Source organism: Leptospira perdikensis (assembly GCF_004769575.1).
Taxonomy (GTDB): Bacteria; Spirochaetota; Leptospiria; order Leptospirales; family Leptospiraceae; genus Leptospira_A; species Leptospira_A perdikensis.
This window is the reverse complement of sequence record NZ_RQGA01000003.1, coordinates 212,331-238,640: the sequence shown is the minus strand read 5'-3', so window position 1 is coordinate 238,640 and position 26,310 is coordinate 212,331. Positions and strand designations below refer to the sequence as shown.

Here is a 26,310-nt window from a genome sequence, read left to right as displayed (position 1 = left end):
ATCCGCATTTTTTCCATTTTTCAATGAAATCTAGATTTTTTAAAGAAGGAACGAACTGTTTGTATTCTAAATCCTCAGTGAGTAAGGAGGATTTAGAAAAGCTCTAGAGAAAAATTAATTATGTCCGAAAACTGGGACTTTCATTACTCATTCAACGGTTCATTACAAAGAAAGGATGCTGGTTTTTCAAATTCGACTCGGGCTTCTGAAAAATCTTTGTTTAAAATGGCATGTCCAGGAAAACGAATTTTGATCATTTCACCTGCGGTCCAACATTGGTTGTCTACGGATTTATTTATGGAACAATCGCAACCACAATCCGAGTGAGTGTAATTTACAAAGACGGTATATTCTTTTTTCTCTTTGTTATACTTTTGATACCAAGCATCAAAAGTATCAGTTGAATAATCGTCACCAATACTATAACTCAAGTCTCCTGAAATTTCCGACTTATCTGCTTTGATGATTTTATTATTTTTAAAGTAATAATGGATGATTGCCGGATCATCGATTGAATATTCGTATTGGTTTTTAATAGGATCATAACCACCTTTACCAAACTTCAATGCCAAATAAACACCAGCTTCTTTTGCAGAATCAGAAGCAAATTGGTCGATGATCTCTGTTGCTTTTTTGGGAAGGGTTGCTGAAAACTCTTTCATTTTTTCTGCACCATCAAAAACTTTTGGAAGTTGTTTTGATTTTACATGAAACTCGTTTCCATTCTCTGCTATTAATTTAAAAGAAAGAAATTCTTCATTGGGAACCGATTGGATTCTTTTTATGATCCATTCCGTATTGGGAACAAATCCAAATTTCAATTGGACTTGTCTTGGTTTTTTAATTGTAAGTGTCCAATTCTTTTTAGTAAGAGTGATTGTTTCTGCATTGGGAACCACTTCTTCGGGAGGGAGGGGATCAAAAACAAACTCTCCTGATTCCATAATCTTTTGAAAAGCTAACTCTTGTAAGTAAGGAATTTCTGCAGATGTTTCGAATTGATTGGAAATTTCTTTATTACTTCTTTCGATATGAAAGAAAGTATCCAAATGTCTGTTGATAAAATTGACATAAGCCGATTGAATTTTGGGTTCGTTTAAAATTTCTGGATCGATGGGATGACTTGCGATAAAAGATTCAATTTCCGCTGGATCTGTTTGTTCACTTAAAAACTTTAAACTTTTATGAGTTCGCTTTAAAACCTTTTGCGATTCTGGATCAAAAGTTTTGTTTTTCCAAGTTTCAAATAGATAATACAAATTCACAAATGAATCTTCACCAGTAGTTTCATTTACCTTTATCCAATCTTTAAATACATCCTTATTAAATCCAGAAGTCGGAACCTCGGCATCATTTTGGGTTAAAAAATTTAAAGTCTCTGCTGCAGATTTTACACTGGATTGGGGAATGAAATACCCATTAGGGCCATAAGAAGGGTTTTCGCCGTAAGAGAATTTTGGATTCATCAAAAAGGATCCTCTGGAAAGAATCGCTTTTTCTTCTGGGCATTTCCATTCACTCAAACATTTGATTTGAAAGTAAAATAATTCCTTATCATTATCTTTTTGGGGGATGAATCTATGTACACCCTCTACTTCAATGACTCCGCGATAGTTTGTGAATCTTTTGATCGGAGTTTTTTTGTCTTCTAAGTTAATAATTTCAAAATCGGCACTGGTATACACAATCAAAGAGTGGGGTTCTGTAAGAGGGATATATTCAGTTTTTTTGGAACAGTGAATCGTAAGGATTAAAACTACAAAGAAAGGAAGATTCGATAAAACCTGGAAGAATTTCATGACAGAATTCTGGGAATACAAATACCTTCGTCAATATAATTTTTTCCTGTTTGGTGGACATTCCATTCTCAATCAAACCCTATGGTTATTGTAGATTTTAAATTAATAAACTAACAGTATTTTACCGATACCAGTGAAAGATTCCTCAACACGGGAGAGATTTATGGCGGCCGGCTATTCAGGAAAACCACTCATTGAAAAATTAGGGATCAAAGAGAGTATGATCCTACACTTTATCAACCTTCCGTCCAAAGATTTTATCAAAGATTGGGGAACACTGCCTAAACAAATTCAGATCTTAGACAAACCAAAGTCTGGATTGGATATGATTCATTTTTTCACATTATCTTCCAAAGAGTATTTTCAAAAACTACCGAAACTCATAAAATTCATCAAACCAACGGGAATGATTTGGATCTCTTGGCCAAAGAAGTCTGCCAAAATTCCTTCCGATATGAATGAGGATCTCATTCGTAATTTTGCCTTAGAACTTGGGCTCGTTGATATCAAAGTTTGTGCCGTAGATGAGATTTGGTCTGGATTGAAACTGGTCATTCGGAAAGAAAATCGATAAAAAGATTTATGATGTTCTTTTTTTGATCTCACTCGTTAGCCATTCTAATGCTTCTTCTTTGGTATCAAACAGTTTGAACTTTTCATCCCCATTGAGGACTTTATAAACCTCTAATATTGCGACTTTGGCAAAATTAAGGCCGATAACAGCCGTTTTGATGATCTTCTGTTTGCGTAATGCGGTAATTTCTCCATTCATCATTTCCGAAATGTACTCTTCTGATAAAAAACTATTGGTAAAGTCGATCAGACTATAGAATTTTTCCGGTTCAAGCCGGTAGATTTGAATGATTTCATCCAATCGCTCGATCATTTGTTCTCCGTCCAAACCCCGATAATTCGCATAAAATACTTTTTGTCCTTCGATTTTAAACCAACTCAAATAGATCCTCCTGAACGTTACAAAATTCCGTTTTGGAAAACCCAAAACCGATTCAAATTCCTCTTTCGTTTTTAGACTATTTAGGTGAATGTCCGAAGGTCTTAAAAACGGCAGTACAGAATGCCCAAAAAAAACGAAAATTCCAACACGATCCAAGATTTCATAAGAATCACTCAAATATGTGGTTTGACAAACCCCGTCTACGAATCATGACATATGATTCTATTTGTTTTTGTTAGGATACCGCAAAATGAAATTCAATAGCCTTAAGACTGTCATTGTCGCTCTGAGTGTAACCGTAATTATTGTAATGGCTCTTGGAATTTCCTCCTTCGCCTATATCATCGGTAAATCCTACATTGTAGATGCTTATATTGGAGAGATGAAAAACGTAGCCAAACTCTCCGGCAGACAGATTCGCAATTTTTTTGACCAACAATTTCTATTAGCAGAGTTCACAGCGAGTAACCCAGAATTTGCAGAAAGATGCATCAAAAAAGATCGCAAATACTTAGACCCACTCCTCGCCAATTTAAGCCAAAAGTTCGGTGTTTATGAAAATGTATTTTTATCCACTGCAGAAGAGAACCCAATGGTTTTTTCCGATGCCACAGGAAAAGCAATTGGTTTTCGTTGGGGAAATACAGGTTTCGATGCAAATATCAAAGCCGTTCTCGAAGGAAAACCTCTCCTCAGTAAGGTGGCCCGCTCCCCTGTCACACAAGAACCAGTTGCAGTTCTAACTATGCCAGTATTCCAAGGCAAACAAGTTGTGGCCATCTTTGCTTTCGCCGTTTCTTTGAACCACCTTACCGATGAAGTAGTAAAAGATGTTCAGATTGGAAAGGAAGGTTTTGTTGCCATAACAGACAGAGAAGGCCAAGTCATTGGACATCCTGACAAAAAGTTAATCCTAAACCTCGACATCAAAAAACTAGATTGGGGGAAAAAACTACTCGAACTCAAATCAGAAGAACATATGGAATATTTCTTTGGGAAAGAAAAAATCGCCACAGTATTTGATTTAGAAAAGTATGACATTCGTTTGGCGACTATTGCTTCGAAGGGAGATATTTTAACAGTCGTTCACGATATGTTATTCAAAATTGGAATCTTTGTTTTTATTATTTTGAGTATTTCGATTTTTGCTCTTTCCCGTTTGATTACGAAACGACTCAAACCAATATCTGGTCTTCGTGATTTATTTAAAAAAATGTCTGCTGGTGATTTGTCCCAATCGTTAAATATCACACACAATGATGAAATTGGAGAGCTTAGTGGAGATACAAACTCCTTTTTAGTTAGTCTTCGAAAGATCATATCCGAAATTCAGTTTATTTCTCAAGAACTTGCTTCGAGTGCGGGCCAACTTTCTTCTAGTTCTGATAGTTTTTCTGGTGGTGCACAGGCAACGGCAGCTTCCACAGAAGAAATGTCAGCTACTGTAGAAGAGATGTCAGCGAGTATGGAAAACATCACTGGTTCTATCGATATCCAACACAGAAACATTTCTCAATTTCAAGTTAAAATCCAAGAGTTAGCAAACAGTGTGAAACGAGTCGGTGATGAAATCGACCATACCCTCACGAGAATGAAATCCATTTCCAACCAAGCTAAAGAAGGCGAACAGTCTCTTACGGGAATGAATGATATGATCAGTAATATCTTAAAATCTTCTGATGAAATGAAGGCTATTATTGCGATCATCAATGAAATTTCGGATCAAACACAATTATTGGCTCTCAATGCTGCGATTGAAGCGGCTCGTGCTGGGGATGCAGGAAGAGGATTTGCCGTAGTTGCAGAAGAGATTTCGAAACTTTCCATTCGAACTGCTTCCTCTATCAAATCGATTTCCGAAATGATCAACAAAAACTCCCAAGAATTGGACGGTGGGGCAAAAAGTATCCAATCCTCTACTTCTCTCATTCAGGAGATTATTAAAAGTATCAATGATGTTTCCCATGCAATGGATTCTCTTTATAGCATTATGGATTCTCAGGCAGAGATCAATCGTTCTGTATTAGAAAACTCAGGGGTAGTGAAAGGAGAGTCTGACCAAATCAAAGTTGCTGCCGATGAACAAAGAGGAGCCGTAAGAGAAATTACCGATGTGATCACCCAAATCAATGAACATACCATCAACACGGCCGCTGGTGCCGAAGAGATGTCTTCATCGGCAAAGAACCTTTCCAATACCGCAGACAAATTAAAAGGAATCTGCGACCAGTTCCAATTATAAACAATTAGATCTAAGCGGGAGGGATCGCAGCGGAAATCCTTTCGTTTACGAAAGATTGCAGCGTAGAGCCCGGTCCACCACCGCTTAGGTGGTGGACCCGCCCCACCTAACACTAAAATTCATTCAATCAAAACGAACTCATTCATTTGGAAGGGTCGTTATGTTTTTGTCATAAAACTCTTCTAGTTATATGACAAAGTTAGTTTTTGTTAAAAAAATGCTTAAAAAATAAGCCTTTATGGTCTCTGTAATCAATTTGTAACAATACCGTCATCCAAACCCAACAATACTTCAATACGTTTGTAACTAGACTGAAACATTGAATCAGGTGAAACCCACCGTTTGTAATAAATCCAAATCAGTCACAAAGAATTGAATGAAGACTATTTTAAAAGCCATTTTGGCCGTCCTCTTCCTGGTGAGGGCAATTTCTGCAGAATCAGAAACTTCCAAAACCAATGAACTGACCCCCGCCGGAACTCAACCTTCGGAAGCCAAAGAACATAAAAAAGAAATCAAAGAACCACAAGCGAAAGTATACCGAGAACTCTATGAAGATACGGAATCGGGCCAAATTTTTACAAAACCAGGCCCTAACCGAGTGAAGGTGGAATACAACCGTCCGCTCCCTAATGGAAATTCAAGTACCCTTCCTGATGCTTTTGCACATAGACCAGATGATACCTCCAAAGAAAAACTAACGATTGCAGGTCGAATGCAATTTCGTGGTGTTTCTGGATCTGAAGATTCCCTCTACAATAATGGACATCGTGATTTTAACTCTGTTGATTGGAACTTTCGTAGACTTCGACTCGGTGCCCAATACGAAAACGAATGGTGGGGTGCCAACATCCAACTTCGTTTGGAAAATATGCTCAACCGAACCGATGTGGTACAAACAACAAATACTTTGAATTATTTGGATGCAAATGGAAGGCCAGCCACTACAACATATGTAAGCAATACAAGACTGAAAGACAACCGTGGTTATGTTCATGAGGCTTTTGCTTATGCAAAAATTCCGTATGGTGGACTAAGGTTTGTCTTCGGCCAATTGCCAACTCAGTTCAGTAGAGAGTACATTCAGTCGTCTGCTAATTTTGTAACGTTAGAACGCAGTATGATTGTGAATGCCGTCCCACAATTTGATAACGGGGTGATGCTCCAAGCCACTCCACTCAAAGAAATTGATCATAAATGGGAACGTTACTTACAAGTTTCCTTGATGGTGGGTAACGGTAAAGGTGGCGGTGGAGATTACGGAACTGGAAGACGACAAGACCTAACTACTGCAAATCGGTACGGTGCTGTGAATACTTCCCCAATTTACTATGCACGGGCACAAGTGAATGTGTTTGGTGGGCTCAAACGAGAATCTGATGGTAAGATGGTGAACTGGCAAGAAGGAGAAGAAATTTTCCAACGTGAGCTGAAATGGTCTATCGGTGCAGGTTATGTACAAACTCAGAATTTAATTACACCATCACTTTATGTTCCGGAATACACTCCTGGCACAACAAGTGGAATCCAATTACTTACATCTCAAGGGGCAAATCCAGATCGCGGTAGTTTGGACTCCAATGGCAATCCTAATTTCCTTGTCCAAAACTCAGTTCCTACTCTGGGCAGACCGAAGATGGGTCTTATAGGACATACTTATGATAGTACCTTTACTTACAAAGGTTTCTATTTAAGTGGCGCCTATACCACATTTGGCGGGGCCGCTTCAAATGATTTGTTTGGATACCATGGAACGATTGGTTACAATATTCCCTTTTTGGATAAATACTACATCATGCCAGTGCTTAAGTATGAGTACATTCAAGGTGACTTTAATCGGAATGGGAAAGTAGATCCGACGGATTCTTTACGAGTGTATTGGGCTGGTCTGAACCTATTCGGAGACAAACACCATTTCAAAGCACAACTCTATTACCAAGTCCTTGGAAACCAGTTTGATGTGAACCCAAGTACTGGAAACGCAATGCCAATCGATGACAGAAGAGTTTACCTACAATTGCAGGCGAACTTTTGGACCGGGGTTGTTTCTCCGGAAGCTTATAGTTATAGACCCAACTAAGAAGGAAACAATGAACTTAAAAAATAATCATATGAAACGATTCTTTATGATCCTAGTGATTTCTAACTTTCTTTTGAATTGCCAATCCAAAGAACAACATCGAGAAGATATCTCCTCTCTCGTGGTCAACAACCTACTAAATGGTGTCGCAGATAGAAATAAATCTTTAGTGGTAATGGAAGTGGCAGATCTCGGTGGATCGTTCACTGGAACTTGTTATGATACCTTTCAATTGAATGGAGGAACAATTGGGTCCACTGCCTATTTTAACACTCCTCCCGGTGGTGCCGGTGGACTTCTTAATACCAATATTAAAAAATATGCGGTGTCCACTTCTTCTTGTTCGGATCTAGGATTTGCCAGTGGAACTAACTTTGGTTCTACATCTCAAAGACCCAATCCAAATGATACATTTACCTTTAAGATGTTCACTTGTGATCCGAATAACAACCCATGTGCGAAGTCGGCAATCGCTGCAGCAGGCTTTTAAATGTGATGATGGAATAACGATTAAGATCAAAAGGTGACCATAATCATTCCACTGTTGAGAATTAACTAATTATATTTACTGGCTTGTGATGAAAATACAAGCCAGTAAATGTATCAAAGATTACAAATGACCACTTACCACTGTTGGTACATTTGTTCGGCAAAACCAGCCAGGTTTTTGACTTCTAATTTTGTACCATTATCAAGCACCACATAACCGTTGTAATGACCAAAGGCTTTGTTTAAATAAGCTTCTGTTTTGAGTAAATCTAAAATCTCTGAAAAACTAAAGTTTTGGTATAATTGTTTCAGAAAACCAAACATTCCCATAAGATCTATGTCTGAATGGAGAACATAAATCGGTGTGAACTCCAATTCCAATCTACCTTCGTTGCTTGTAAATTTCCAAGGTTTTTTATAATCTTTGACATCATATTTCCAAATTACCTTATCCAGTTTATGAACCTTACCTTTGTAAACGATCCCATTTTCTGTGGCATGATCAGGAGTTCCAAATCCATAACCCAAATTCAGACTGAGTAATTCTCCTTGGACAAATCCAGCACCTGCAGCCCAAAGCCATTTGTTTTTTTCCGGCCAAGTGCCCCTTCCCCAATCCAATACCGCATAACTTTTGTCATTAAATTCATAAGTGATTTTATTATACTCAATAGAACCCTTACAAAGCAGACTTGGCATTTTGTATTCATAAAAAAAAGTAGATTCAGAAAAAGGAGTGATGACTGCTAAAGCTTCTGATGCTTTTTCTTCTAACTCAAAATTTCCTTTGATGGATTCGGTTTGAGAGTCACCAATAATGGAATACTCTATCACTCTTTTTCCTTTTAGTTTTTTAATACGAATGAACTGATCCCCTTTTTTAAATTCTATGGGATCTGTTGTATTGGTAGGGAAAAAGATTTCGCCCGGTCGCACTAATTCTGTTTTCGAAAAAATGGTTTTCCCTGTTACAAAATCTAAAAGTTCAATACTACCCATTGCTAAATTTCCAATGTCCGTGACCGTAATTGCACCACCAAACTTTTCATTATAAAAAGTATAATGTTCCCAACGTTTGTATCGTTTAGGATCTACTTTGATTTTGGATTCATCAATTTGAAAATATGGATATCTTGCCCAACCAGATACATTCAATTCTCCATTGTCTTTTAAAAGTGAAACATTAGATTGGATTTCTGTTTGTTTTGTCGGACTCAAGTCCGGTTCAGGAATGAGTGAAATGATTTTCCCTTGTTCATCTTTTACTTCGTTTGGTCCTAACTTTGAATTAGAACAAGAATAAAATAGTAGAGATGATACGATGCAGATTCCAATAAAGAACGGCAACATCGAATTTTTTTTGATCATAGATTTTCCCCGTGAGAGGCAATTAGAACATTAGCAGGTACTAATCGTCAATCTTTCTAGTAAATCTAAAGGGAATTCTGTATTTGAAAGTTAAAATACAATGGGTGGTCTTGGCAGAGATAAAATGAATGTCATAAATCGAATGACATCAATGCGAATCTAGAACCACATCTATAAAAAAAGAGTAACCCAACTCATTGACTTTAGAAAATACAATGACGTTCTTTTTTAATTCTTTATCCCAATACGGATCACTTACCTGCCAATTGTCTGCATCTCGAAAGACTTGTTTGACATGTTTATAAAAAAACGGCATATACGACCAGTTTTTCTGTAACAAAGATAGGTTTTCGGCAAATCCAAATTCACTGGTTCTCACGTAGTAAGGAGACACTTGTGTTCCTAACCAATCGGTAATATAAACACGTTGGATCTGTTGGTTTAATTTAAAAAAAGAATGTGGGTCGATGACAACTCGGTTTTCTAAAACTAAAGTTCGAAGAGAAAGATGGCTCAGTTGGAGTTTGATATTTTTTTCAAATTCAATCTCTGTCGCCACTTCGATTCGCTTTTTTTCATGATACAATTGTAACTGCGGAACAACGGTATCACAAATACTTTGTTTGTCCTGGTTGTATTCAGAAGGTCTTCCCAAAAAATAACCTTGCAGAAGGCTTGCACCAGAACTAATTGCACGAAACAACTCTTCTTCGGTTTCAATTCCTTCAAACAATAGCTGAGATCCAATACTAAGTGAAATCTGTTTTAAATATTCTAAAATAGATTGGTATTCTCTTTTTTCGATGGATTTCTTCAATAAATTCAAATCAATTTTGATGATATCCGGTTTGATTGCACCTAATCGTTCTAAGTTGGAGGATTCAGACCCAACGTCATCCAAAGCAATTCCAAAACCCTGTTCCCGCAAAAGTTCCACTCCTGCTGCCAAAACATCAGTTCCGTAACTTCCTGATTTTTCTGTGATCTCAATAACAATTCGATCCAGAGGAATCCCATAACTATTCACTAAATCAGAAATTGGTAAGGAATTGGAACGGCTTTCCTCATATTCTAAAATGACTTGGTCAGGTGACATGTTGACAAACAAACGATCGTTTGTTGAGCGGATTCGAGTCAAAGCAAGTCCAAGTAATTGCCGATCAATGACACTCATTCGCAACGGTGATACATGAGGATCACTGAATTCAGGAATCGAAACTAAATTCCCGGATCCGTCCCGTCTACGGCCGAGAGACTCGTAGGCAACCACAGTCTGTTCCTCTACGGAAAAGATGGGTTGGAATAAAGGGACATAATGATTCAATTGTATGGATTCCAATGTGTATAGCCTTTGTCAGGACAATATCTGTTTTAACAGAATAAAATTCAATAAATTAAACAATTTTCGAATTTTAAGCAATCCTTAAATCGAACTCGGCGAGCAGATGGACAATTCTTGACCCTCTTTCCGACATTTCTTAGACTCATCCGATGCGTCAGTACCTCACCCTAATCGGAATTCTCTTCCTTTCTCTTTGGGCAAGTCCTACACCGGGATTCGGATTCCCTACCATCAGTCGTGAAAGGACAAATACCGCCGATCCGAATGCCGCTTGGCAAATCCATTCACGAATCACTCCTAACATAGATGGACAAAACATTTTTAGCATCCAATACCATAACGATGGAAAATCGGCGATCATTGGAACCACTGATTTTTACATTTATCGTATTAGTTTATTAGATGGAAGTTTGATCTGGAAAGTACAAGCAAAGATGTACTACCAAAAGGAATTTGATGGCCCAAAAATTTTTGATGTATCGCCCGATGGAAAAACTTTTTTAAGTTTTGGTCAAACGGATCCCGAACGCCAATCATCCGAACGTTATTTAGTTTTGCGATCATCAGATAACGGAAGTATAACGAAAAAATTTCCTGCGGAATTTTCAACTTTCTATTCACACACTGCTGATATAGACTATCGATATCCGGGAGATGAAAGTAAAGACAATCGAGAGGCCGCAGGCTTATCTCCTAATTGGATACAAACAATAGATAACGCTAAGTACATTGATGGTGGAAGAAAAATCCTTGTTTCTTATAAACACAATATGGATGGCCCGCATTTTTATGATCGCAGATTAGTGGTTTATGAAACAAACTCAGGAAAAAAATTAAACGAATTTCAATTAACATCTGATCCAGAGTCTGCAGATTGGACTCAACCAGCAGGATTTGAAATTGCTCACCATCAATTTTCTTACCTACATGTTAATAAACGTAATACAATTATTTATGGCAACGCCCATGGACGAATTCATGAAGTCAATGAATCTGTTATGGTCCAAAATAGTATGATCCCACTTGTAGAAGAGAAACCAGCTGGTCCCATCGTTTATATTCCACTTAGCACTTCCTCTGATTTAGAAACCAAAGATAGACAAACTGTTCGTTCTGTAACCGTTTCTCCTGATGGAAAGATATTATATTGTTCTGCAGGGATCGAAGGTGGTTATATTCAAGTTTATGGATACAATTTAGAAACAAAAAAAGAATTGTTTCAATCTTCCTTTTTTGACGCAGGCGAACTCATTGCGCCTTCAAATGATATACTCATAATCGGAGGATTGTTTTCTTCAGGAAAATTCAACATAGTGGATACAAAAAAAGGAATTTTACTCTTTGCATCCAATGATGAAGATACTTACATCCATCCTTATATTTTTTCTGTACATCCAAAACTAAGAGAAGTTTTGACTTTGTCTTCAGGAAACGAACTTCTTATCCTTCGTCCCAGGGGAGCGGTATCACCATGGTAAAAAATACAAAAATGAAATTCTTAATTCAATTCTTATCTAACACAATTCTCTTTGTTGTGTTAACATTTCCTTTGTTTGCAACGGAGTTAGATTTATCGCAAATGAGAGATCCCAAAACCATAAAAGACAAAGTCAATAAAGGTTTTGATGTCAATGCCAAACGTTCTGCAGATGGATACACTTTACTCCATTACGCAGCAGAATTAGGCAATCCTGATCTAACCAAATTTTTATTATCCAAAGGAGCCAAGGCCAATGAAACAATGATTCGAGGAAACACTCCCCTTTCAACAGCCATTGGATTTGATAAAACAGAAATCATTAAAATTCTTTTAGAAGCAGGGGTTGATCCCAATGAAACATTAGGTGAATTTGATTACAAAAGATCCCACTTTCATTATTATATGATCAAAACAAGAAAGTTTGATCCTAATATCTTTCGTTTATTTATCTCGAAAGGAGCTAATATAGAAACCACTGATTCCTTTACAGAAACACCTTTAATATCTGCAGCCTCTCTCGACTTTAACTACATCCATCACGCAAAAAATTTAATGGATGCTGGGGCCAATACCAATGCCCAAACTAATTTTGGAAAAACTCCATTAATGGTCTCTGTCTTTATACGACACTTTGCACTCGTAGACGAATTCATCAAACGAGGGGCGAATATCGAATTAGAAGACTCAGATGGCAACACAGTACTACTTGCCATGATCAATACAGGGAATGATCATTCAGACAAACCAAAACTGTTTCAAATGCTTTTGCAAGCAGGGGCCAATCCAAACCATCAAAACAAAGAAGGGGATACAGCATTACATTTAAGTGTTATTGGTCATTCCTACGAGATCTTGGATTTACTCACCAAACAAAATGTAGATTCAAATTTACGAAATTCAAAATCCGTCACAGCCCTTGGCCAGGCCATCATCAATGAAAATTGGAAAGCGGTAAAAATTCTTCTCACTATTGAAAAAAATATCAACGGATTAGACAAATACGGATCCACCATGTTACACAGTGCGATTCTAAACGAAAAAATGGAACTCATCAAACTTTTGTTGGAAGCAGGAGCGGACCCGCAAACAAAGGACCAATGGGGAAAATCTGCGATTGAATTTGCGGAAAGACAAAACAATCCCAAGGTTCTCAAACTATTAAAGAAAGAATGAAACAAAAAACCAATACCCGTTTTTTACCAAAAGGTCTTACGATTTTACATGAAGACAGAGATATCCTTGTCGTAGACAAACCAGCGGGACTTCTCACAATCGCAACCGAAGCGGAAAAATCAAAAACAGCTTACGCTGCCCTTATGGACTATGTGAAAAAGGGAAGTGAAAGGTCTAAAAATAGAATCTTTATCGTACATAGATTGGATCGGGAAACATCGGGAATTTTGGTATTTGCAAAAACGGAAACGGCGAAACAAACACTCCAAGAATCTTGGGAGAAAACAAAAAAAATCTATCTCGCTGTGAGTCATGGCGTTTGGAAAGAGAAGTCCGGTGACATCCAATCTTATCTTATAGAGTCCAAAGCCCACCGTGTTTATTCCACTGATGAACCCGAGTTAGGAAAACTTTCTAAAACCAAATTCAAAGTTTTAAAAGAAACCAATTTATATTCTCTATTAGAAATTGAACTACTCACTGGCCGCAAAAATCAAATCCGTGTACACCTCTCTGACAAAAAACATCCCATTGTCGGAGACACTAAGTATGGCAATGATACAAGATCTTATCCTCGTATGGCACTACATTCTTTTTCCATCCAGTTGACTCATCCCTTCAATAAAGAAATACTTACTTTTGAAACTAAAATCCCAAGTTTTATCACAGGACTTGTTGGCGGATACGAAAGGAATACAAATGAAACATAAAGGATTTATCTTTGACATGGATGGAGTTGTTGTTGATAACCACGCCTTTCATTTCAAAGCATGGATGGAATTTTCTAAAAAATATAATTTCCCACTGAATGCAGAAATTTATAGAGATACGTTTAATGGTAAAACCAATGCAGACCTCTTTCGAATGATCTTTGGAAATATCTCCGATAAAGAATGTAAACAGTATGGAGATGAAAAAGAAAGTTGGTACCAAGATTTATACCGAAAGGAAATGAAACCACATACTGGTCTTTTGGATTATCTACAATTTCTAAAAGAAAACCATCTAAAGATAGCCCTTGGTACATCAGCTCCCACAATGAATGTAAACTTCACTTTAGATACTTTATCATTAAGGCATTTTTTTGATATCATTGTGGATGGAACTCAAGTAAGCCAAGGTAAACCCCACCCACAAGTTTACGAACTTTGTGCAAAGCAATTAGGACTTAACCCTAAAGATTGTGTGGTGTTTGAAGATTCTCTAGCGGGTTTACAATCGGGAAAATCAGCAGGATGTTCCATCATTGGTGTAGCCACTTCACATACAAAATCGGAACTAAAAAGCCATGTAGATCAAATCATTCATGACTTTAAAGACCCAACTGTTTTTCAGTTATAAAAGTTACTCTTGAAAATCGGTGAGTAGGTTTCCTTTTTTGTCGGATAGATCAATGCGAATGACTGCGGTTCTACCCTCGTCCGTATAAGAGAGGTCATCAAAAGACAATTTACGTGCCATAAAAATTCCACGCCCATGTGTTTTGAAGGCATTCTTTGTCATGGCTTCGACAGACAAATACCTCTGCCAATCAAACCCCTTACCTTGGTCACTAACTCGAATTTCTATATGGTGGTCATTTTTTTCAAAAGTAATTTTTACAAATTTATCTTTAAACTCAGGTGTATCTAATCTTCTAAAAATTTCTTCCATCAGTTTGTCATTATCGTGGAGTTCTGATTTTTCTTGATAAGAAATACCTAAGTTTCCATGTTCAATGGCATTGTTTAAAATTTCCATAATCCCAGTTAACACACGTTCAGGATCAGGACAAGCATTGGCAAGAAGTGGTGCCAATTCATGGGATTCACGAATGGAACGAATGCGAAATTCTCCCGTGAGCATATGGCGAAGCGCACCCATACCTTTATGTAAATCTTCTTTAGCACGTTGGAGTTTGATAAAATGTTCAACTGCCGTTTGTACAATGCGAACTAACAAAGTTCGAGAATAAGGTTTTGTCAGATAATAAAAAGCACCAGCATCCAAGCCTTCCGTCATATCTGTGACAGAACTCATCGCTGTTTGGAAAATAACCGGAATGTCTTTATACTTTTCAGAACGTTTGATTTTTTTTAATAATTCAATTCCATCCATCTTTGGCATCAATCGATCCAAAATAATGGCATGAAAGGCTGTTGAATCTGAACTAAGGATTTGAAATGCTTCTTCACCGTCTCTAGCTTTCACAACGGTAAATCCTTTATCAGAAAGGGACTCATCAATGATCATCAAATTGATCATTTCATCATCCACTGCAAGTAGGTTAATCATCGAAGTCCCTCGCGAGAACAAGGAATTAACATAGTAAAAATTGCTCCCTTTTCTTCATGGTTCTCGGCATACAACAACCCGTGATGGTCATTAACAATCTCTCTGGAAATGGACAAACCAAGTCCCGTTCCCTTAGTTCCTGCTTTCACTTGTTTGGACTGGATGAATTTTTCAAAAATTTTATCCAAATCTTCGGGAGGAATCCCCGGTCCAAAGTCACGAATTTGTATTCCGATACCTTTGACATATGACTGAGTTTTTCTCGGAATAAATTCTCTTCGAACCATACTAATTTCAATATTAGTGTCATTTGGAATGAATTTTAATGCATTGGATAAAATATTTCGTATCACCTGTTGGATTCGCTCATAGTCGAACTCCGCTTCCCAACGTTCTTCCTTATCTAATAAAACAACTGTGATCCCTCTTTTTTCCAAAATTAAACGCATTTCATTGATCACAAATTTTGTAGTTTCTTTCAGGCAGTTTTTTTCGAAAAGATATCGCATTTTACCAGACTCTAGTTTGGCAATATCTAACAAATTTTCTAATAAACCTAACAATCGTTTACCTGAAGAATCAATGATCTGAAAGTATTCTTTAATTTTTTCAGGCGGAACCGTTGCTGATTTTTCTTCGCCAAGTTCGGCATAACTCAAAATGGCGTGGATTGGTGTTTTGAGTTCGTGGGAGATATTGGCAAGAAAAAGAGACTTCATATAAGAAGCCTCTTCTGCAATATTTTTGGACATCTTTAAGTCCATGGTTTGGCTTTCCACCAAATCCTCTAAATGATTTCTATATTGGTATAGTTCTTCTTCTTGTTGTTTCCTAAGGCTAATATCCCGAAGAATCCCTGTAAACATCTTACCTGCCTTGGTTTTAAACTCGCCGACAGACAATTCACAAGGGAACATTTCACCTGACTTACGTTGTGCGACAAGTTCTCTTCCAACACCTAAAATATTTTGAAGGTCTGATTCTTTATATTTTTTTAAAAAAGTATTATGTTTCCCTTTATACCCATCAGGAATGATAATCGATATATTTTTACCGATGACTTCTTCTTGGTCATAACCAAAAGTTTTCTCTGCTGTTTTATTAAAAAATTGAATGATACCATCTGCATTGACAATGACGATAGAATCGGCTGCGTTTTGAGCCATGGAAAGGAATCGAGATTCACTTTCAAGGAAAGCACTTTCCAAACGTTTCCTTTCTGTGATGTCCCTATGGTTGGACATGATGTATCCTTCATACAGAACTACAAAACGCACTTCCACATGACGAATGTTTGGTTCAATTCCGTAAGAATACTCTTTCCAAAATACTTGGCTTTTTTTCTCGGATAAGTAAGCGAGAGCCTCGGCGGTGATTTCGCGAAGGTAAGGTGGTAGGCCCACATCGATATGTTTGCCAAGAAGGGTTTCTGGTTTATCTCCAATGTTTACAAACCGAGACGTTTTATAATCTACAATGATTCCCTCTCTATTGATTTTGAGCCAAAAATCGGGATTGGACCTAAGAAGGTTTTCCAATTCCCGTAATACAACTTCCGCTGGAAAGTCGGAAGGATTTTGCCAAATCCGGGAAAATGAAGAATTAGGTGCCATTCTATAAAGTCCTGATAATGAATCTCTGAAAGATCGCTATTTTCGGAAAGAAATTGTAAGAAAAGAGCGCGAAAAAAGAATCAACGTAAGGATTCTCCTCTTGTTCTACAACCACCTCATCAAACCAATCCTGTTTCACTTAGATCCAGAATCGGCACACCATCTTGTGTCAGGTTTCCTCTCGCTTTCCCAAAAAATTCCTTTTTTCCATAAAACGCTCTCTTCTCTCTTTGAATACAAATCGGAAAGACTGAAACAAAACATCCAAGGAATCCATTTTCCGAACCCTTTAGGCCTTGCGGCCGGTTTTGATAAAACAACAGAACTTTTTCCCACTATGATTCATATGGGTTTTGGTTTCATCGAAGTCGGAACCATCACTGCCAAAGAACAACCAGGTAATGACAAACCTCGTCTCTTTCGTTATCCGACTCACAAGGCACTCATCAACCGTATGGGCTTCAATAACCCAGGTGCCGACATTGCCGAATCCAATTTAAAGAAACAACCAAAGTTTGGAATTCGTGGGATCAATGCTGGTAAATCCAAAGTCACTGAATTAGAAAATGCAGTCAGCGATTATGTCTATACGTTAAAAAAACTTGTTCCTTATGGGGACTATGCAGTCATCAATATCAGCTCTCCTAACACTCCAGGTTTACGTTCTCTCCAATCCAAAAAAACTCTCATTGATCTCATTGAAGGAATTCAATCTGCTTTTGATCACAAGTTTCCGATTCCCTTATATTTAAAATTTGCTCCTGATTTATCAGAAGAAGAGTTAATAGAAAATCTAAAGGTTTGTTTGGATTACAAAATTAATGGCGTCATTCTCACAAATACTACATTAAATAAAGATGTACTCGGCGAAGCAAATCCACCGGAAGGAGGACTCTCGGGTGGACCACTCTTCGAAAGGTCTCTCCACTTTGTTTCTCTTGCCTACAAAACTCTTAAAGGAAAAATACCCATCATTGGAGTTGGAGGGATTGACTCAGGAGAAAAAGCACTGCGAATGATTGAGGCTGGAGCCAACCTCGTTCAAATTTATACAGCTTATATTTATGAAGGACCTTTTTTGCCTTACCAAATTTGTTCTTATCTCGACAAAACACTGAAACAAAAAGGACTTTCGAATATCTCCGAACTTGTAGGAACCGGAAACTCATTATGACAACAACCAAACCCGGTACAAAAATCTGTACACACTTCGGAACTTGCGGAGGATGTAATTACTTAGATATTGATTACACTAAAGAACTTCGTAAAAAAGAACAGAACATCAAAGAACTGTTTAAAAGCTATCGCCACTTAGAATTTCGTACCATAGTTCCAAGTCCCTCACCAGAGAATTACCGTCACAAAATCCAACTTCCTTTCGGAAGAAGAAACATTGGAAATAAAACACTTCTTACTTTAGGTTTATTCAATAAAGAATCCACATTTGTTCTAGACCAAACCGAATGTGATATCCAAGATCCAGGGCTCACGGAAATTGCTCTAGCCGTCAAACAGTGGGCAAGGCGAGAAGGGCTCCTTCCTTATAACGAAAAATCCAAACGTGGAATGATGAAGTATCTTGTAGCGAGAAAGTCTTTTTCTACAGGGGAAATCATTCTCGGGATTGTCACTGCAAAGGAAGACCTACCTCACTCTAAAGATGCTTCCAAACGACTTCACACTGCTATCCAGAACCGAATTGGCAAAACAGGAAAACTCGGAAAAATTGTTGGTATCATTCAAAACATCAATACAAAACATACCACGATGGCCCTCGGACGCGAAGAACACTTGTTATGGGGAAGACCTTATATCCATGAACATTTTGGAAAACATAAATTCCGAGTTGGCCTTTCTACTTTTTTGCAAGTAAACCCCATCCAAACTCCAAGTTTGTACAATTTAGTCTTAGATGAAATAGAACCAGAAAGCCGAGTGATTGATGCCTATTCTGGGATTGGAACTATTTCTTTTTGGATTTCTGGAAATTGCAAAGAAGTGATGGGAATCGAAGAAAATCCCAATTCCCATAGAACAGCACTAGAATCGATTAAATACAATAAAGTACACAATGTACGGTTTCGTAAAGGAAGAGTTGCCGATGTATTACCTTCTCTTTATGGAAAAAACTACGATACCTTGGTTCTTGACCCACCCCGAACTGGCCTTGGAACCGAAGTTGCGGAAACCATTTTAGGTATGGGATTTAAAAAAATTGTTTATGTATCTTGTGATCCAATGAGTTTACGTGAGGACACAAATTTACTTGCAAGACAATACTTTTTAAATTCCGTCCAACCAGTCGATATGTTTCCAAGGACAGATCACGTAGAAACTGTGGCAGTATTTAGAAATAAAAATATCACATAACATCCATTACAAACTCAGAGGCTTTTTTACTAAAAGCCATAATGGTAAAACTAGGATCTACACTCACTCCGGTAGGAAATACGGAAGAATCAGCAACAAACAAATTTTGAAATCCATGAACTTGGTGGCGTGAATTCACCACTGAATTTTCTGGAGATTTCCCCATCCGACAACCTCCCGCAGGATGAGGAGCGGCCATTGGAAATTCGGCAGGCCTCCATGCTAAGGCATCAATTTCTTCTTTTTTAGGTAATTTCGAATATTTCTTTAGCTTCATTCCGGCAAGGAACACTTCCTTAGCACCAGCTTCAAAGTTTAACTTCATTTGTTTATAGGTAAGATCGCTAAATATTTGTTTGGTGATATTACCAAAAGGGTAATGAATCTTACGTTTTCCAAATAGATCGACTTCGATAGAACCAAGCTCTCCATCTACATCATCGATCCAACCTATGGTTCCTCCTAAATGTTCCATTTGTTTCATATAATGAAAATGGTCTTTTCCAAAACTAGGTATGAGGGCAGCGAGGGTTGCTGGTTGTAACTGGTTTGGCATAAGCATATATCCACCTTCCCGGTAATTACCATTTTGGAATCTTGCTAAACGAAACCCTTCCACTCCGTAAGCCGCAGGAATATTGCGCCATTGGACTATTGGTTCTTCATATAACGCATGTACCATGGGAGAGGGATTGATTGCTAGGTATTGACCAAGAGCAGGCAAACGTTTTTTTAGACCGTTTCGTAGTAAAAAAGTAGAACTTCCAAATCCGCCTGCCGAAACACAGACTGCCTTTGTTTGAAATGTAATTTTTGTTTTTGTAGGCCGTAGGGTACGCCGATCAATCACTACAGCTTCCAACCCCGTTACTTTCTGACCTATATATATTAATTTTTCAGCACGAAGATCTGTATAAATATCCGTTCCAAGTTGCACGGCCCTTGGAATGTGAGTCACAAGTTGTGATTGTTTGGCGCCAAATAAACAACCTTGCATACAATGTCCGGACTTTTGACAGTTCTTTCGTGCCTGTGGAACTGCGTGCCCTTCCCAACCTAATCGTTGTGAGGCTCCTCGAAACAAACGATTCATCGGATTAAAATAGTCCTCACCGGCCGGTGTGACATGGAGGTCGGATTCCAACTCCGGCCAATAAGATTCTAAATCCTCCGGTAAGTGGTGTTCGATCCCGTATTTGCGGTTCCATAACAGCAATCGATCTTCTGGTGTACGGTAACTGTCTGCCCAGTAATGAACAGAGGCACCACCTAAATTGTTTCCATAAACAAGGTTGATCCCGCCATCAGCGGTTGTATGGAAATTTCTCTCTGCCGAAACCTTTCCTCCCATATTTAGTTCATTGTTGTCAAAGGTTCCTGTATGATAATTACCTCCTTGTTCAATAAGAGCCACCTTCCATCCCTTTTTGGAAAGTTCATAAGCCATAGTAGACCCACCACAACCAGAACCAATCACCACAATATCGGCTTGGATCGTTTCGTTTGGCTGATAAGATTTATAATCACGATATACACCTGGTTTCATTCTAAACCCCTCTCCCTTTCACCAAATTTTGGTAGTGAATTCTTGCTTCACTCCACTTCTCAGGTGGATTGGCAAAAGGCCCGGGATAGGAAATGGAATTCCATGTAGATTTATGTCCGTAGTAAACAAGACAAACCAAAAGTTTTAAATTGCCGACAACCGCTCTCAGAATATCTGAATCTGTATTTGCCAATTCGAAAAGTAGGACTTCTCGTTTTTCTAAACTAAGGTTGGAAAAAAATGAAAATTGTCCATAAAGAATAGGTAGGTATTCCAAAACCATCACTGCGGAATGAAAATCTTCCTGGATTTCCTCGGAGACAAAGTACAATTCTTCATCCAATCTTCGCATAACATTTGCTTCATCTAAACTTGGCATTCCAGGTTCTCTAATAGGCAAAACTACTTCAGAAAATGCTGTAACCGTTTTTGTTTCCGAATCACTAAAATAGAAATAACGAATTTTAGATTTGATGCCCGCACAAAAGAGTAATAAGGCCAAAAAGGATTTTCTAGAGAAAAAGTGCATAGATTCTTCCTTGGTTTTTTTCTTCCCTTACAATATTCAAAACTGATTTTCCCCCAAGGGATAAAAAGGCATCACCACTTGCATTCATATCCCATAAATCTCCCCGGAAAAACACGTTGATTCCAGCTTTTACTTTAGGATCTTTCAAACGTCCCAACATAGCGTATTTTTTCCAAGCAGTCCGTTCCGATATAGAGCCTATATCTTTTTGGTCTATATCTTTCGGATTCGCATAACCGTTGTAACCGTTCCATTTGGTGGTCCAAGAATCTGCTGGTGCCACAAAGGAAGGAATTGCCAAAAGTTCTGCTTCCGATTTCTGTAATTCTTTATACACCTCTGGGAACCAAGAGTCAGCACAAACCATAGTATACAACTTACCAAGCGAAGTTTGGTAAGTGACATTCTCTTCTAATTTTCCTTCTTTTAAAAATTCTTTCTCTTCTGTAATGGGAAAAAGTTTACGAACAATTTGATCATCTACTCGGCCATCAGGATGAAAATAAAAACTTACATTTTCTAATGGGCCATCCGTCGGTGTAATTTTTCCTTCAATGACTTTAGGATGAGGAAGGACAATAGAACCTGCGACAATAGAGACCCGATACTCTCGAGCCAATCTAGCAAACACGGATTGGTATCTATCGGACATTTGCCAAGCTTTCATCCGAAAGAGTGTCTCTTTTAATGTATCAGAGGAATACGATGTGCTAAACAAATAATGCCAGAGAAAAGAACCTAAGTTTTGTTTTACCAAAACCTCCATTGCCTCCTGAATTGTATTCGCTGCAAAAATGGATTTGTCATCAGCGGTGACCACAAGCCAAGTTCCTAAGTATTCTGGTAAAACGATGATACTACGATCGACAAAGAGAAGTTCCTTTTCTTTTGCCATGCGGAAGTAATTACCAAGGGCGATATAAAAACTATCCTCGGTTGCGTAACTGTACTTGTTAAGATAGGGCTCTATCCCTACAAAACTTCCGCGTTTTCCTCCTCCCTCCTTTTGGATGTATATCTTTGGATTAGGAAGAAACTTTAAGATCTCCTCTTGCGGTACAACTTGCTTTTGGCAGTGGATCGTAAAAACGGCAAGGTTTGCAAAAACGGAAAAAGAAAGGAGAAAACGCATCCACCAAATCTACTACACAACTTCGTTTCAGACAATATTTAATTGTGTTCTTAGTTTTTTCTTTTATTTTGACCTTATTCTATGAAAGAGAAACCTGCTCCCAAAAAAATCGTTCTCGCTTACTCCGGTGGATTAGATACCTCCGTCATCCTTGCTTGGTTAAAAGATACCTACGGTTGTGAAGTCATTGCTTTTTGTGCCGATGTTGGTCAAAAAGAAGAGTTAACCGGTCTCGAAGAAAAAGGAAAAAATACCGGAGCTTCCAAAGTCTACATCCAAGATCTACGTTTGGAATTTGCACGTGACTTTATCTTCCCTGCGATTCGGGGAAATGCTATTTATGAAATGCGTTATTTATTGGGAACATCTCTCGCAAGGCCACTCATTGCGAAAGCGATGGCAGAAGTTGCCAACAAAGAAGGAGCTGATGCTTTCTCTCATGGCGCAACTGGAAAAGGTAACGACCAAGTACGTTTCGAACTAACCTTTAAAGCTCTTTCGCCTAACTTACAAATCATAGCTCCATGGAGAACTTGGGATTTTGGTGGCCGAGCGGATCTACTAGAATATGCGAAGAAAAAAGGAATCCCCGTTCCCGTAACAGCTGCTAAACCATATAGCATGGACAGAAATTTAATGCATCTTTCTTTTGAAGGTGGAATTTTAGAAGATCCATACAATGAACCAAAAGAAGATATGTTTATCTTAACTGTATCTCCGGAAAAAGCCCCAGATAAACCAACTTATTTGGAATTGGATTTTGAAAATGGTGACTGCGTTGCCATCGATGGAAAAAAATTAAATCCTCTCGAAGTAATGGAAACCTTAAATGATTTAGGTGGAAAAAATGGAGTGGGAAGAGTTGACATCGTTGAAAACAGACTTGTCGGAATCAAATCTCGAGGAGTGTATGAAACTCCTGGTGGAACCATTCTTCATATCGCGCACCGTGATTTGGAATCCATCACCCTTGATCGTGACACCCAACACAAAAAAGACGAACTCTCTCAAGAGTTTGCTCGATACATTTACAACGGTCAATGGTATTCCAACCAAATGAATGCTCTAAGAGCTTATATGGATTACACACAAAAGTATGTAAACGGAACTGTAAGAATTAAATTGTATAAAGGAAGTTGTACAGTTGTCGGAAGAAAATCCAACAAATCCCTTTACAATGCAGGCCTTTCCACTTTCGAAAAAGAAGAACTTTACAATCAATATGACGCCGAAGGTTTTATCAACCTTTACGGACTTCCTATGAAAGAGTGGGCAAGGGTAAACAAATAAGATGAAAAATATCGCCGTATATCCAGGTTCTTTTGATCCGTTCACAAACGGTCATCTCGACATTATACGGCGAGCCCATCCGTTATTCGAAGAGATCATTATTGCAGTAGCCATTAACTCTAAAAAAACTTCACTCTTTTCTTCTGAAGAGAGAGTGGAGATGATCGGAAAGGTTTTTAAAGGTTGGGATAAAATAAAAATCGATACCTTTGAAGGACTTACTGTCGATTATTGCAAAGCAAAAAATTCGCGAGTCATCTTAAGAGGACTTCGTGCTGTAACTGATTTTGATTACGAATATGCAATTTCTCTTATGAATAAAAAATTAGCACCGGAAATCGAAACTTATTTCTTAATGGCAGATAATGAATACTCGTTTGTGTCTTCGACAATCGTCAAAGAAGTAGCAAGACATGGAAGAGCTGTATCCAACCAGGTCCCTGATGTTGTTGGTGATGCTCTTGCAAAGAAATTTTCCGTTTAAGGCGAAAATGAGGACTTTATGAGAATACGTTCATCTTTTTTCTATGGTTTCACCTTACTTCTATTTGGTTCTCTTGGTTACTTCCTCATTGAAGCAGGGAACCTTTTAGAATCTGCTAAAAATATCGTTCTTGTAACAAATGAACAATTGGATACGGAGAATTTTTTCACCCGGTTCCATCACCCACTCCCTCTTCTTTTCCTTCAGATCATCATCGTTTGCGGATCTGCAAGATTTGTAGGTTATATATTTTCTCGTAAACTCAAACAACCGTCTGTGATGGGTGAGATTGTTGCAGGGATTTTACTTGGACCATCACTTCTCGGTTACTACTTCCCAGATACCATGGGCTTTTTGTTTCCGCAGGCAAGTTTACCAACACTAGGAACTTTAAGCCAAATTGGTATGGTCCTTTTTATGTTCATCATTGGGATGGAACTTGACCTTTCTGTTCTCAAAAATAAAGCTCACTCTGCCATCATTATAAGCCACGCCAGTATCATATTTCCTTTCTTTTTAGGAATGATTTTGGCCTATTATTTTTATACTGACTATGCACCAGAAAATGTAGGTTTTCTATCTTTTTCCCTCTTTATGGGAATTGCCATGAGTATCACTGCCTTTCCAGTGCTTGCAAGGATCCTGCAGGAAAGAAACCTCACTAGGACACCACTTGGGGCTATGGTTCTCACTTGTGCTGCTGCTGACGATATCACAGCTTGGATCTTACTTGCGGTCATCGTTACCATTTCCAAAGCAGGAAATCTCAATACAGCACTGTTTACCATTGGATTGTCCTTTGCTTATATCCTAACTATGATTTATCTGGTAGCGCCATTTCTTAAACGATTGGGTTCCATTTATATCTCTCGTGAAAACCTAACACGAACTGCTGTGGCCCTTATCTTAATGATACTTTTCTTATCTTCTCTGACAACAGAAGTAATCGGAATTCATGCTTTGTTTGGAGCCTTCCTTGCTGGAGTCATTATGCCGGCTGAAGGAAATCTAAAAAAACTCATTGCAGAAAAGATCGAAGACATTGCCGTCATTTTATTTTTGCCAATTTTCTTTGTCATCACTGGGCTTAGAACAGAAATTGGCCTTCTCAATGGTTCCCACCTTTGGTTGGTTTTTGGTTTGGTCATACTTGTTGCGGTTGTTGGAAAATTTGTAGGAAGTGCTTTTGCTGCAAAAGTTTCAGGTTCCAATTGGGAGGATGCACTTTCCATTGGTGCTCTCATGAATACACGAGGTCTTATGGAACTTGTGGTTCTCAATATTGGTTATGATCTTGGAATTTTAAGTCCTGAGATCTTTGCTGTTTTTGTCCTTATGGCCCTAGTGACCACTCTCTCCACAGGGCCACTCCTAGATGGGATTCAAAAGTTCTTCTCTAAATCAGAAAAAAGAGTGACCACTGAAAAACCTTCAGATGACAAATTACGAGTGTTAGTGGCTTTTGCTCAAGAGAAAATGGGAAAAAGTTTAGTTCGTCTTACCTATTCACTTTCTGGTAACCAAAAGAAAAATTTAGAAATTACTGCACTTCACATTTCACCAAACGATTCCCTTTCCAACGAAGAAATTCGTCGCTATCGTGATGCTAGTTTTGAAGCCATTCGCCAAACAGGATCTAGTATGGGAATCCAAGTCCAAACGGAATACCGCATCACGGACAATGTAACTTATGAAATTGTCAATTTTGCCAAAATCAAACATACTGACACTTTACTCATCGGTGCCGCCAAACCATTATTTTCCCGCAGTTACACGGGTGGTAAAATCAAAGGAATTCTAAACTATTGTCCTGCAACGGTTGGGGTTCTCATCGACAATGGTCTCGAGTCTGTGGAAAAAGTGGCCATTCTCTATAAGGGAGAAAAAGATCCAATCCTTGGTTTTTCTCAAAAACTAACTTCACTGAAAGGAATGAAGTCGAACAAAATCAAAGTGGAAGACCTAATCCAACCCGAAACAGATTTGAATCCTTACCCAATTTCTCTGAATAAAATCACAGGGTATTCACTCATCCTCATCGATTTGAATGTTTGGGAAGAAATGGGATTTGAAAAAATGGATCTCCTACCCACCTCCTTCCTTTTGGTTCGTTTTTTAACCACCTAAAGATTCGATTGCTTTTT

General features: G+C 38.2%; 22 protein-coding genes. 13 read left to right on the top strand and 9 right to left on the bottom strand.

Going from position 1 to position 26,310, the window contains the following annotated elements; all coding sequences use genetic code 11:
- Nucleotides 1-143: 143 nt before the first annotated feature.
- Nucleotides 144-1,799, bottom strand: a complete 1,656-nt coding sequence (locus EHQ49_RS02425) for a hypothetical protein (protein WP_135576006.1) — start codon at nt 1,797-1,799, stop codon at nt 144-146.
- 163 nt (nt 1,800-1,962) lie between these two features.
- Here EHQ49_RS02425 and EHQ49_RS02420 point away from each other — a divergent pair, with 163 nt between their 5' ends.
- The gene (locus EHQ49_RS02420) at nt 1,963-2,373 is read left to right on the top strand and encodes a DUF3052 domain-containing protein (protein WP_135576003.1); all 411 of its coding nucleotides are present in this window, start codon (nt 1,963-1,965) and stop codon (nt 2,371-2,373) included.
- Between the two features lie 6 nt (nt 2,374-2,379).
- Here EHQ49_RS02420 and EHQ49_RS02415 read toward each other — a convergent pair whose 3' ends face one another.
- Complete coding sequence (locus tag EHQ49_RS02415; protein WP_135576001.1) at nt 2,380-2,754, bottom strand: hypothetical protein; 375 nt, start codon at nt 2,752-2,754, stop codon at nt 2,380-2,382.
- A 250-nt stretch (nt 2,755-3,004) separates the two neighbouring features.
- Here EHQ49_RS02415 and EHQ49_RS02410 point away from each other — a divergent pair, with 250 nt between their 5' ends.
- The 3 genes from EHQ49_RS02410 (at nt 3,005) to EHQ49_RS02400 (ending at nt 7,566) form a co-directional block, all read left to right on the top strand.
- Nucleotides 3,005-4,996, top strand: coding sequence for a methyl-accepting chemotaxis protein (locus EHQ49_RS02410; RefSeq protein ID WP_135575999.1), 1,992 nt, complete (start codon nt 3,005-3,007; stop codon nt 4,994-4,996).
- A 376-nt stretch (nt 4,997-5,372) separates the two neighbouring features.
- Nucleotides 5,373-7,076 carry a hypothetical protein gene (locus tag EHQ49_RS02405; RefSeq protein WP_135575997.1) on the top strand — a complete coding sequence of 568 codons (1,704 nt, stop codon included), beginning with the start codon at nt 5,373-5,375 and terminating at the stop codon, nt 7,074-7,076.
- Nucleotides 7,077-7,086: 10 nt separating this feature from the next.
- Nucleotides 7,087-7,566, top strand: coding sequence for an LA_3150 family lipoprotein (locus tag EHQ49_RS02400; protein ID WP_135575995.1), 480 nt, complete (start codon nt 7,087-7,089; stop codon nt 7,564-7,566).
- Between the two features lie 134 nt (nt 7,567-7,700).
- Here the strand turns inward: EHQ49_RS02400 and EHQ49_RS02395 are convergent, their stop codons facing one another.
- Both EHQ49_RS02395 and EHQ49_RS02390 read right to left on the bottom strand, forming a co-directional pair.
- Nucleotides 7,701-8,933 (bottom strand): DUF2804 domain-containing protein, encoded by a 1,233-nt coding sequence (locus EHQ49_RS02395; RefSeq protein WP_135575993.1) that lies wholly within the window; start codon nt 8,931-8,933, stop codon nt 7,701-7,703.
- A 148-nt stretch (nt 8,934-9,081) separates the two neighbouring features.
- Nucleotides 9,082-10,257, bottom strand: a complete 1,176-nt coding sequence (locus EHQ49_RS02390) for an EAL domain-containing protein (RefSeq protein ID WP_244241306.1) — start codon at nt 10,255-10,257, stop codon at nt 9,082-9,084.
- A gap of 167 nt (nt 10,258-10,424) precedes the next feature.
- Between EHQ49_RS02390 and EHQ49_RS02385 the strand changes: the two genes are divergently transcribed.
- The 4 genes from EHQ49_RS02385 to EHQ49_RS02370 are packed head-to-tail and all read left to right on the top strand — an operon-like array spanning nt 10,425 to nt 14,269.
- Nucleotides 10,425-11,753 (top strand): hypothetical protein, encoded by a 1,329-nt coding sequence (locus EHQ49_RS02385; RefSeq protein WP_135575989.1) that lies wholly within the window; start codon nt 10,425-10,427, stop codon nt 11,751-11,753.
- Entirely contained in the window at nt 11,747-12,928 is a 1,182-nt protein-coding gene (locus EHQ49_RS02380) for an ankyrin repeat domain-containing protein (RefSeq protein ID WP_244241305.1), read from the top strand. The genes EHQ49_RS02385 and EHQ49_RS02380 overlap by 7 nt, the downstream gene beginning before the upstream one ends.
- Nucleotides 12,925-13,638, top strand: coding sequence for an RluA family pseudouridine synthase (locus EHQ49_RS02375; protein ID WP_135575987.1), 714 nt, complete (start codon nt 12,925-12,927; stop codon nt 13,636-13,638). The genes EHQ49_RS02380 and EHQ49_RS02375 overlap by 4 nt, the downstream gene beginning before the upstream one ends.
- The gene (locus tag EHQ49_RS02370) at nt 13,628-14,269 is read left to right on the top strand and encodes an HAD family hydrolase (protein ID WP_135575985.1); all 642 of its coding nucleotides are present in this window, start codon (nt 13,628-13,630) and stop codon (nt 14,267-14,269) included. The genes EHQ49_RS02375 and EHQ49_RS02370 overlap by 11 nt, the downstream gene beginning before the upstream one ends.
- 3 nt (nt 14,270-14,272) lie before the next feature.
- On the opposite strand, the gene EHQ49_RS02365 is transcribed toward EHQ49_RS02370, so the two are convergent.
- Both EHQ49_RS02365 and EHQ49_RS02360 read right to left on the bottom strand, forming a co-directional pair.
- On the bottom strand, nt 14,273-15,202 hold the full coding sequence (locus tag EHQ49_RS02365; RefSeq protein WP_135575983.1) for a response regulator: 930 nt from the start codon (nt 15,200-15,202) through the stop codon (nt 14,273-14,275).
- A complete protein-coding gene (locus EHQ49_RS02360) occupies nt 15,199-16,815 on the bottom strand; it encodes a sensor histidine kinase (protein ID WP_135575980.1) in 1,617 nt (538 codons plus the stop codon). The genes EHQ49_RS02365 and EHQ49_RS02360 overlap by 4 nt, the downstream gene beginning before the upstream one ends.
- A gap of 100 nt (nt 16,816-16,915) precedes the next feature.
- Here EHQ49_RS02360 and EHQ49_RS02355 point away from each other — a divergent pair, with 100 nt between their 5' ends.
- Both EHQ49_RS02355 and rlmD read left to right on the top strand, forming a co-directional pair.
- Entirely contained in the window at nt 16,916-17,989 is a 1,074-nt protein-coding gene (locus EHQ49_RS02355) for a quinone-dependent dihydroorotate dehydrogenase (protein WP_135575978.1), read from the top strand.
- On the top strand, nt 17,908-19,185 hold the full coding sequence (gene rlmD / locus EHQ49_RS02350; protein ID WP_167482980.1) for a 23S rRNA (uracil(1939)-C(5))-methyltransferase RlmD: 1,278 nt from the start codon (nt 17,908-17,910) through the stop codon (nt 19,183-19,185). Before EHQ49_RS02355 ends, rlmD begins: the two co-directional genes overlap by 82 nt.
- Here rlmD and EHQ49_RS02345 read toward each other — a convergent pair.
- From EHQ49_RS02345 to EHQ49_RS02335, 3 genes are read right to left on the bottom strand one after another with little or no spacing between them, the layout of a single operon-like run.
- The gene (locus tag EHQ49_RS02345; protein ID WP_135575974.1) at nt 19,178-20,731 is read right to left on the bottom strand and encodes an FAD-dependent oxidoreductase; all 1,554 of its coding nucleotides are present in this window, start codon (nt 20,729-20,731) and stop codon (nt 19,178-19,180) included. The two genes, rlmD and EHQ49_RS02345, sit on opposite strands and share 8 nt — an antisense overlap.
- Before the next feature lies 1 nt (nt 20,732).
- Nucleotides 20,733-21,260 (bottom strand): hypothetical protein, encoded by a 528-nt coding sequence (locus EHQ49_RS02340; RefSeq protein WP_135575972.1) that lies wholly within the window; start codon nt 21,258-21,260, stop codon nt 20,733-20,735.
- Nucleotides 21,244-22,392, bottom strand: coding sequence for a carbon-nitrogen hydrolase family protein (locus EHQ49_RS02335; RefSeq protein WP_135575970.1), 1,149 nt, complete (start codon nt 22,390-22,392; stop codon nt 21,244-21,246). Before EHQ49_RS02335 ends, EHQ49_RS02340 begins: the two co-directional genes overlap by 17 nt.
- 81 nt (nt 22,393-22,473) lie before the next feature.
- Here EHQ49_RS02335 and EHQ49_RS02330 point away from each other — a divergent pair, with 81 nt between their 5' ends.
- From EHQ49_RS02330 to EHQ49_RS02320, 3 genes are read left to right on the top strand one after another with little or no spacing between them, the layout of a single operon-like run.
- Nucleotides 22,474-23,682, top strand: a complete 1,209-nt coding sequence (locus EHQ49_RS02330) for an argininosuccinate synthase (protein ID WP_135575968.1) — start codon at nt 22,474-22,476, stop codon at nt 23,680-23,682.
- 1 nt (nt 23,683) lies between these two features.
- Nucleotides 23,684-24,166: a pantetheine-phosphate adenylyltransferase gene (coaD, locus tag EHQ49_RS02325; RefSeq protein WP_135575966.1), complete on the top strand. Its 483-nt coding sequence runs from the start codon at nt 23,684-23,686 to the stop codon at nt 24,164-24,166.
- 18 nt (nt 24,167-24,184) lie between these two features.
- Nucleotides 24,185-26,293 carry a cation:proton antiporter domain-containing protein gene (locus EHQ49_RS02320; protein WP_135575964.1) on the top strand — a complete coding sequence of 703 codons (2,109 nt, stop codon included), beginning with the start codon at nt 24,185-24,187 and terminating at the stop codon, nt 26,291-26,293.
- Nucleotides 26,294-26,310: the final 17 nt, after the last annotated feature.

Bases quoted from the DNA above. Each gene is read 5' to 3' on its own strand.
- EHQ49_RS02425 (WP_135576006.1), bottom strand. From the start codon at position 1,799: ATGAAATTCTTCCAGGTTTTATCGAATCTTCCTTTCTTTGTAGTTTTA.
- EHQ49_RS02420 (WP_135576003.1), top strand. From the start codon at position 1,963: ATGGCGGCCGGCTATTCAGGAAAACCACTCATTGAAAAATTAGGGATC.
- EHQ49_RS02410 (WP_135575999.1), top strand. From the start codon at position 3,005: ATGAAATTCAATAGCCTTAAGACTGTCATTGTCGCTCTGAGTGTAACC.
- EHQ49_RS02405 (WP_135575997.1), top strand. From the start codon at position 5,373: ATGAAGACTATTTTAAAAGCCATTTTGGCCGTCCTCTTCCTGGTGAGG.
- EHQ49_RS02400 (WP_135575995.1), top strand. From the start codon at position 7,087: ATGAACTTAAAAAATAATCATATGAAACGATTCTTTATGATCCTAGTG.
- EHQ49_RS02395 (WP_135575993.1), bottom strand. From the start codon at position 8,933: ATGATCAAAAAAAATTCGATGTTGCCGTTCTTTATTGGAATCTGCATC.
- EHQ49_RS02385 (WP_135575989.1), top strand. From the start codon at position 10,425: ATGCGTCAGTACCTCACCCTAATCGGAATTCTCTTCCTTTCTCTTTGG.
- EHQ49_RS02380 (WP_244241305.1), top strand. From the start codon at position 11,747: ATGGTAAAAAATACAAAAATGAAATTCTTAATTCAATTCTTATCTAAC.
- EHQ49_RS02375 (WP_135575987.1), top strand. From the start codon at position 12,925: ATGAAACAAAAAACCAATACCCGTTTTTTACCAAAAGGTCTTACGATT.
- EHQ49_RS02370 (WP_135575985.1), top strand. From the start codon at position 13,628: ATGAAACATAAAGGATTTATCTTTGACATGGATGGAGTTGTTGTTGAT.
- EHQ49_RS02365 (WP_135575983.1), bottom strand. From the start codon at position 15,202: ATGATTAACCTACTTGCAGTGGATGATGAAATGATCAATTTGATGATC.
- EHQ49_RS02360 (WP_135575980.1), bottom strand. From the start codon at position 16,815: ATGGCACCTAATTCTTCATTTTCCCGGATTTGGCAAAATCCTTCCGAC.
- EHQ49_RS02345 (WP_135575974.1), bottom strand. From the start codon at position 20,731: ATGAAACCAGGTGTATATCGTGATTATAAATCTTATCAGCCAAACGAA.
- EHQ49_RS02340 (WP_135575972.1), bottom strand. From the start codon at position 21,260: ATGCACTTTTTCTCTAGAAAATCCTTTTTGGCCTTATTACTCTTTTGT.
- EHQ49_RS02335 (WP_135575970.1), bottom strand. From the start codon at position 22,392: ATGCGTTTTCTCCTTTCTTTTTCCGTTTTTGCAAACCTTGCCGTTTTT.
- EHQ49_RS02330 (WP_135575968.1), top strand. From the start codon at position 22,474: ATGAAAGAGAAACCTGCTCCCAAAAAAATCGTTCTCGCTTACTCCGGT.
- coaD (WP_135575966.1), top strand. From the start codon at position 23,684: ATGAAAAATATCGCCGTATATCCAGGTTCTTTTGATCCGTTCACAAAC.
- EHQ49_RS02320 (WP_135575964.1), top strand. From the start codon at position 24,185: ATGAGAATACGTTCATCTTTTTTCTATGGTTTCACCTTACTTCTATTT.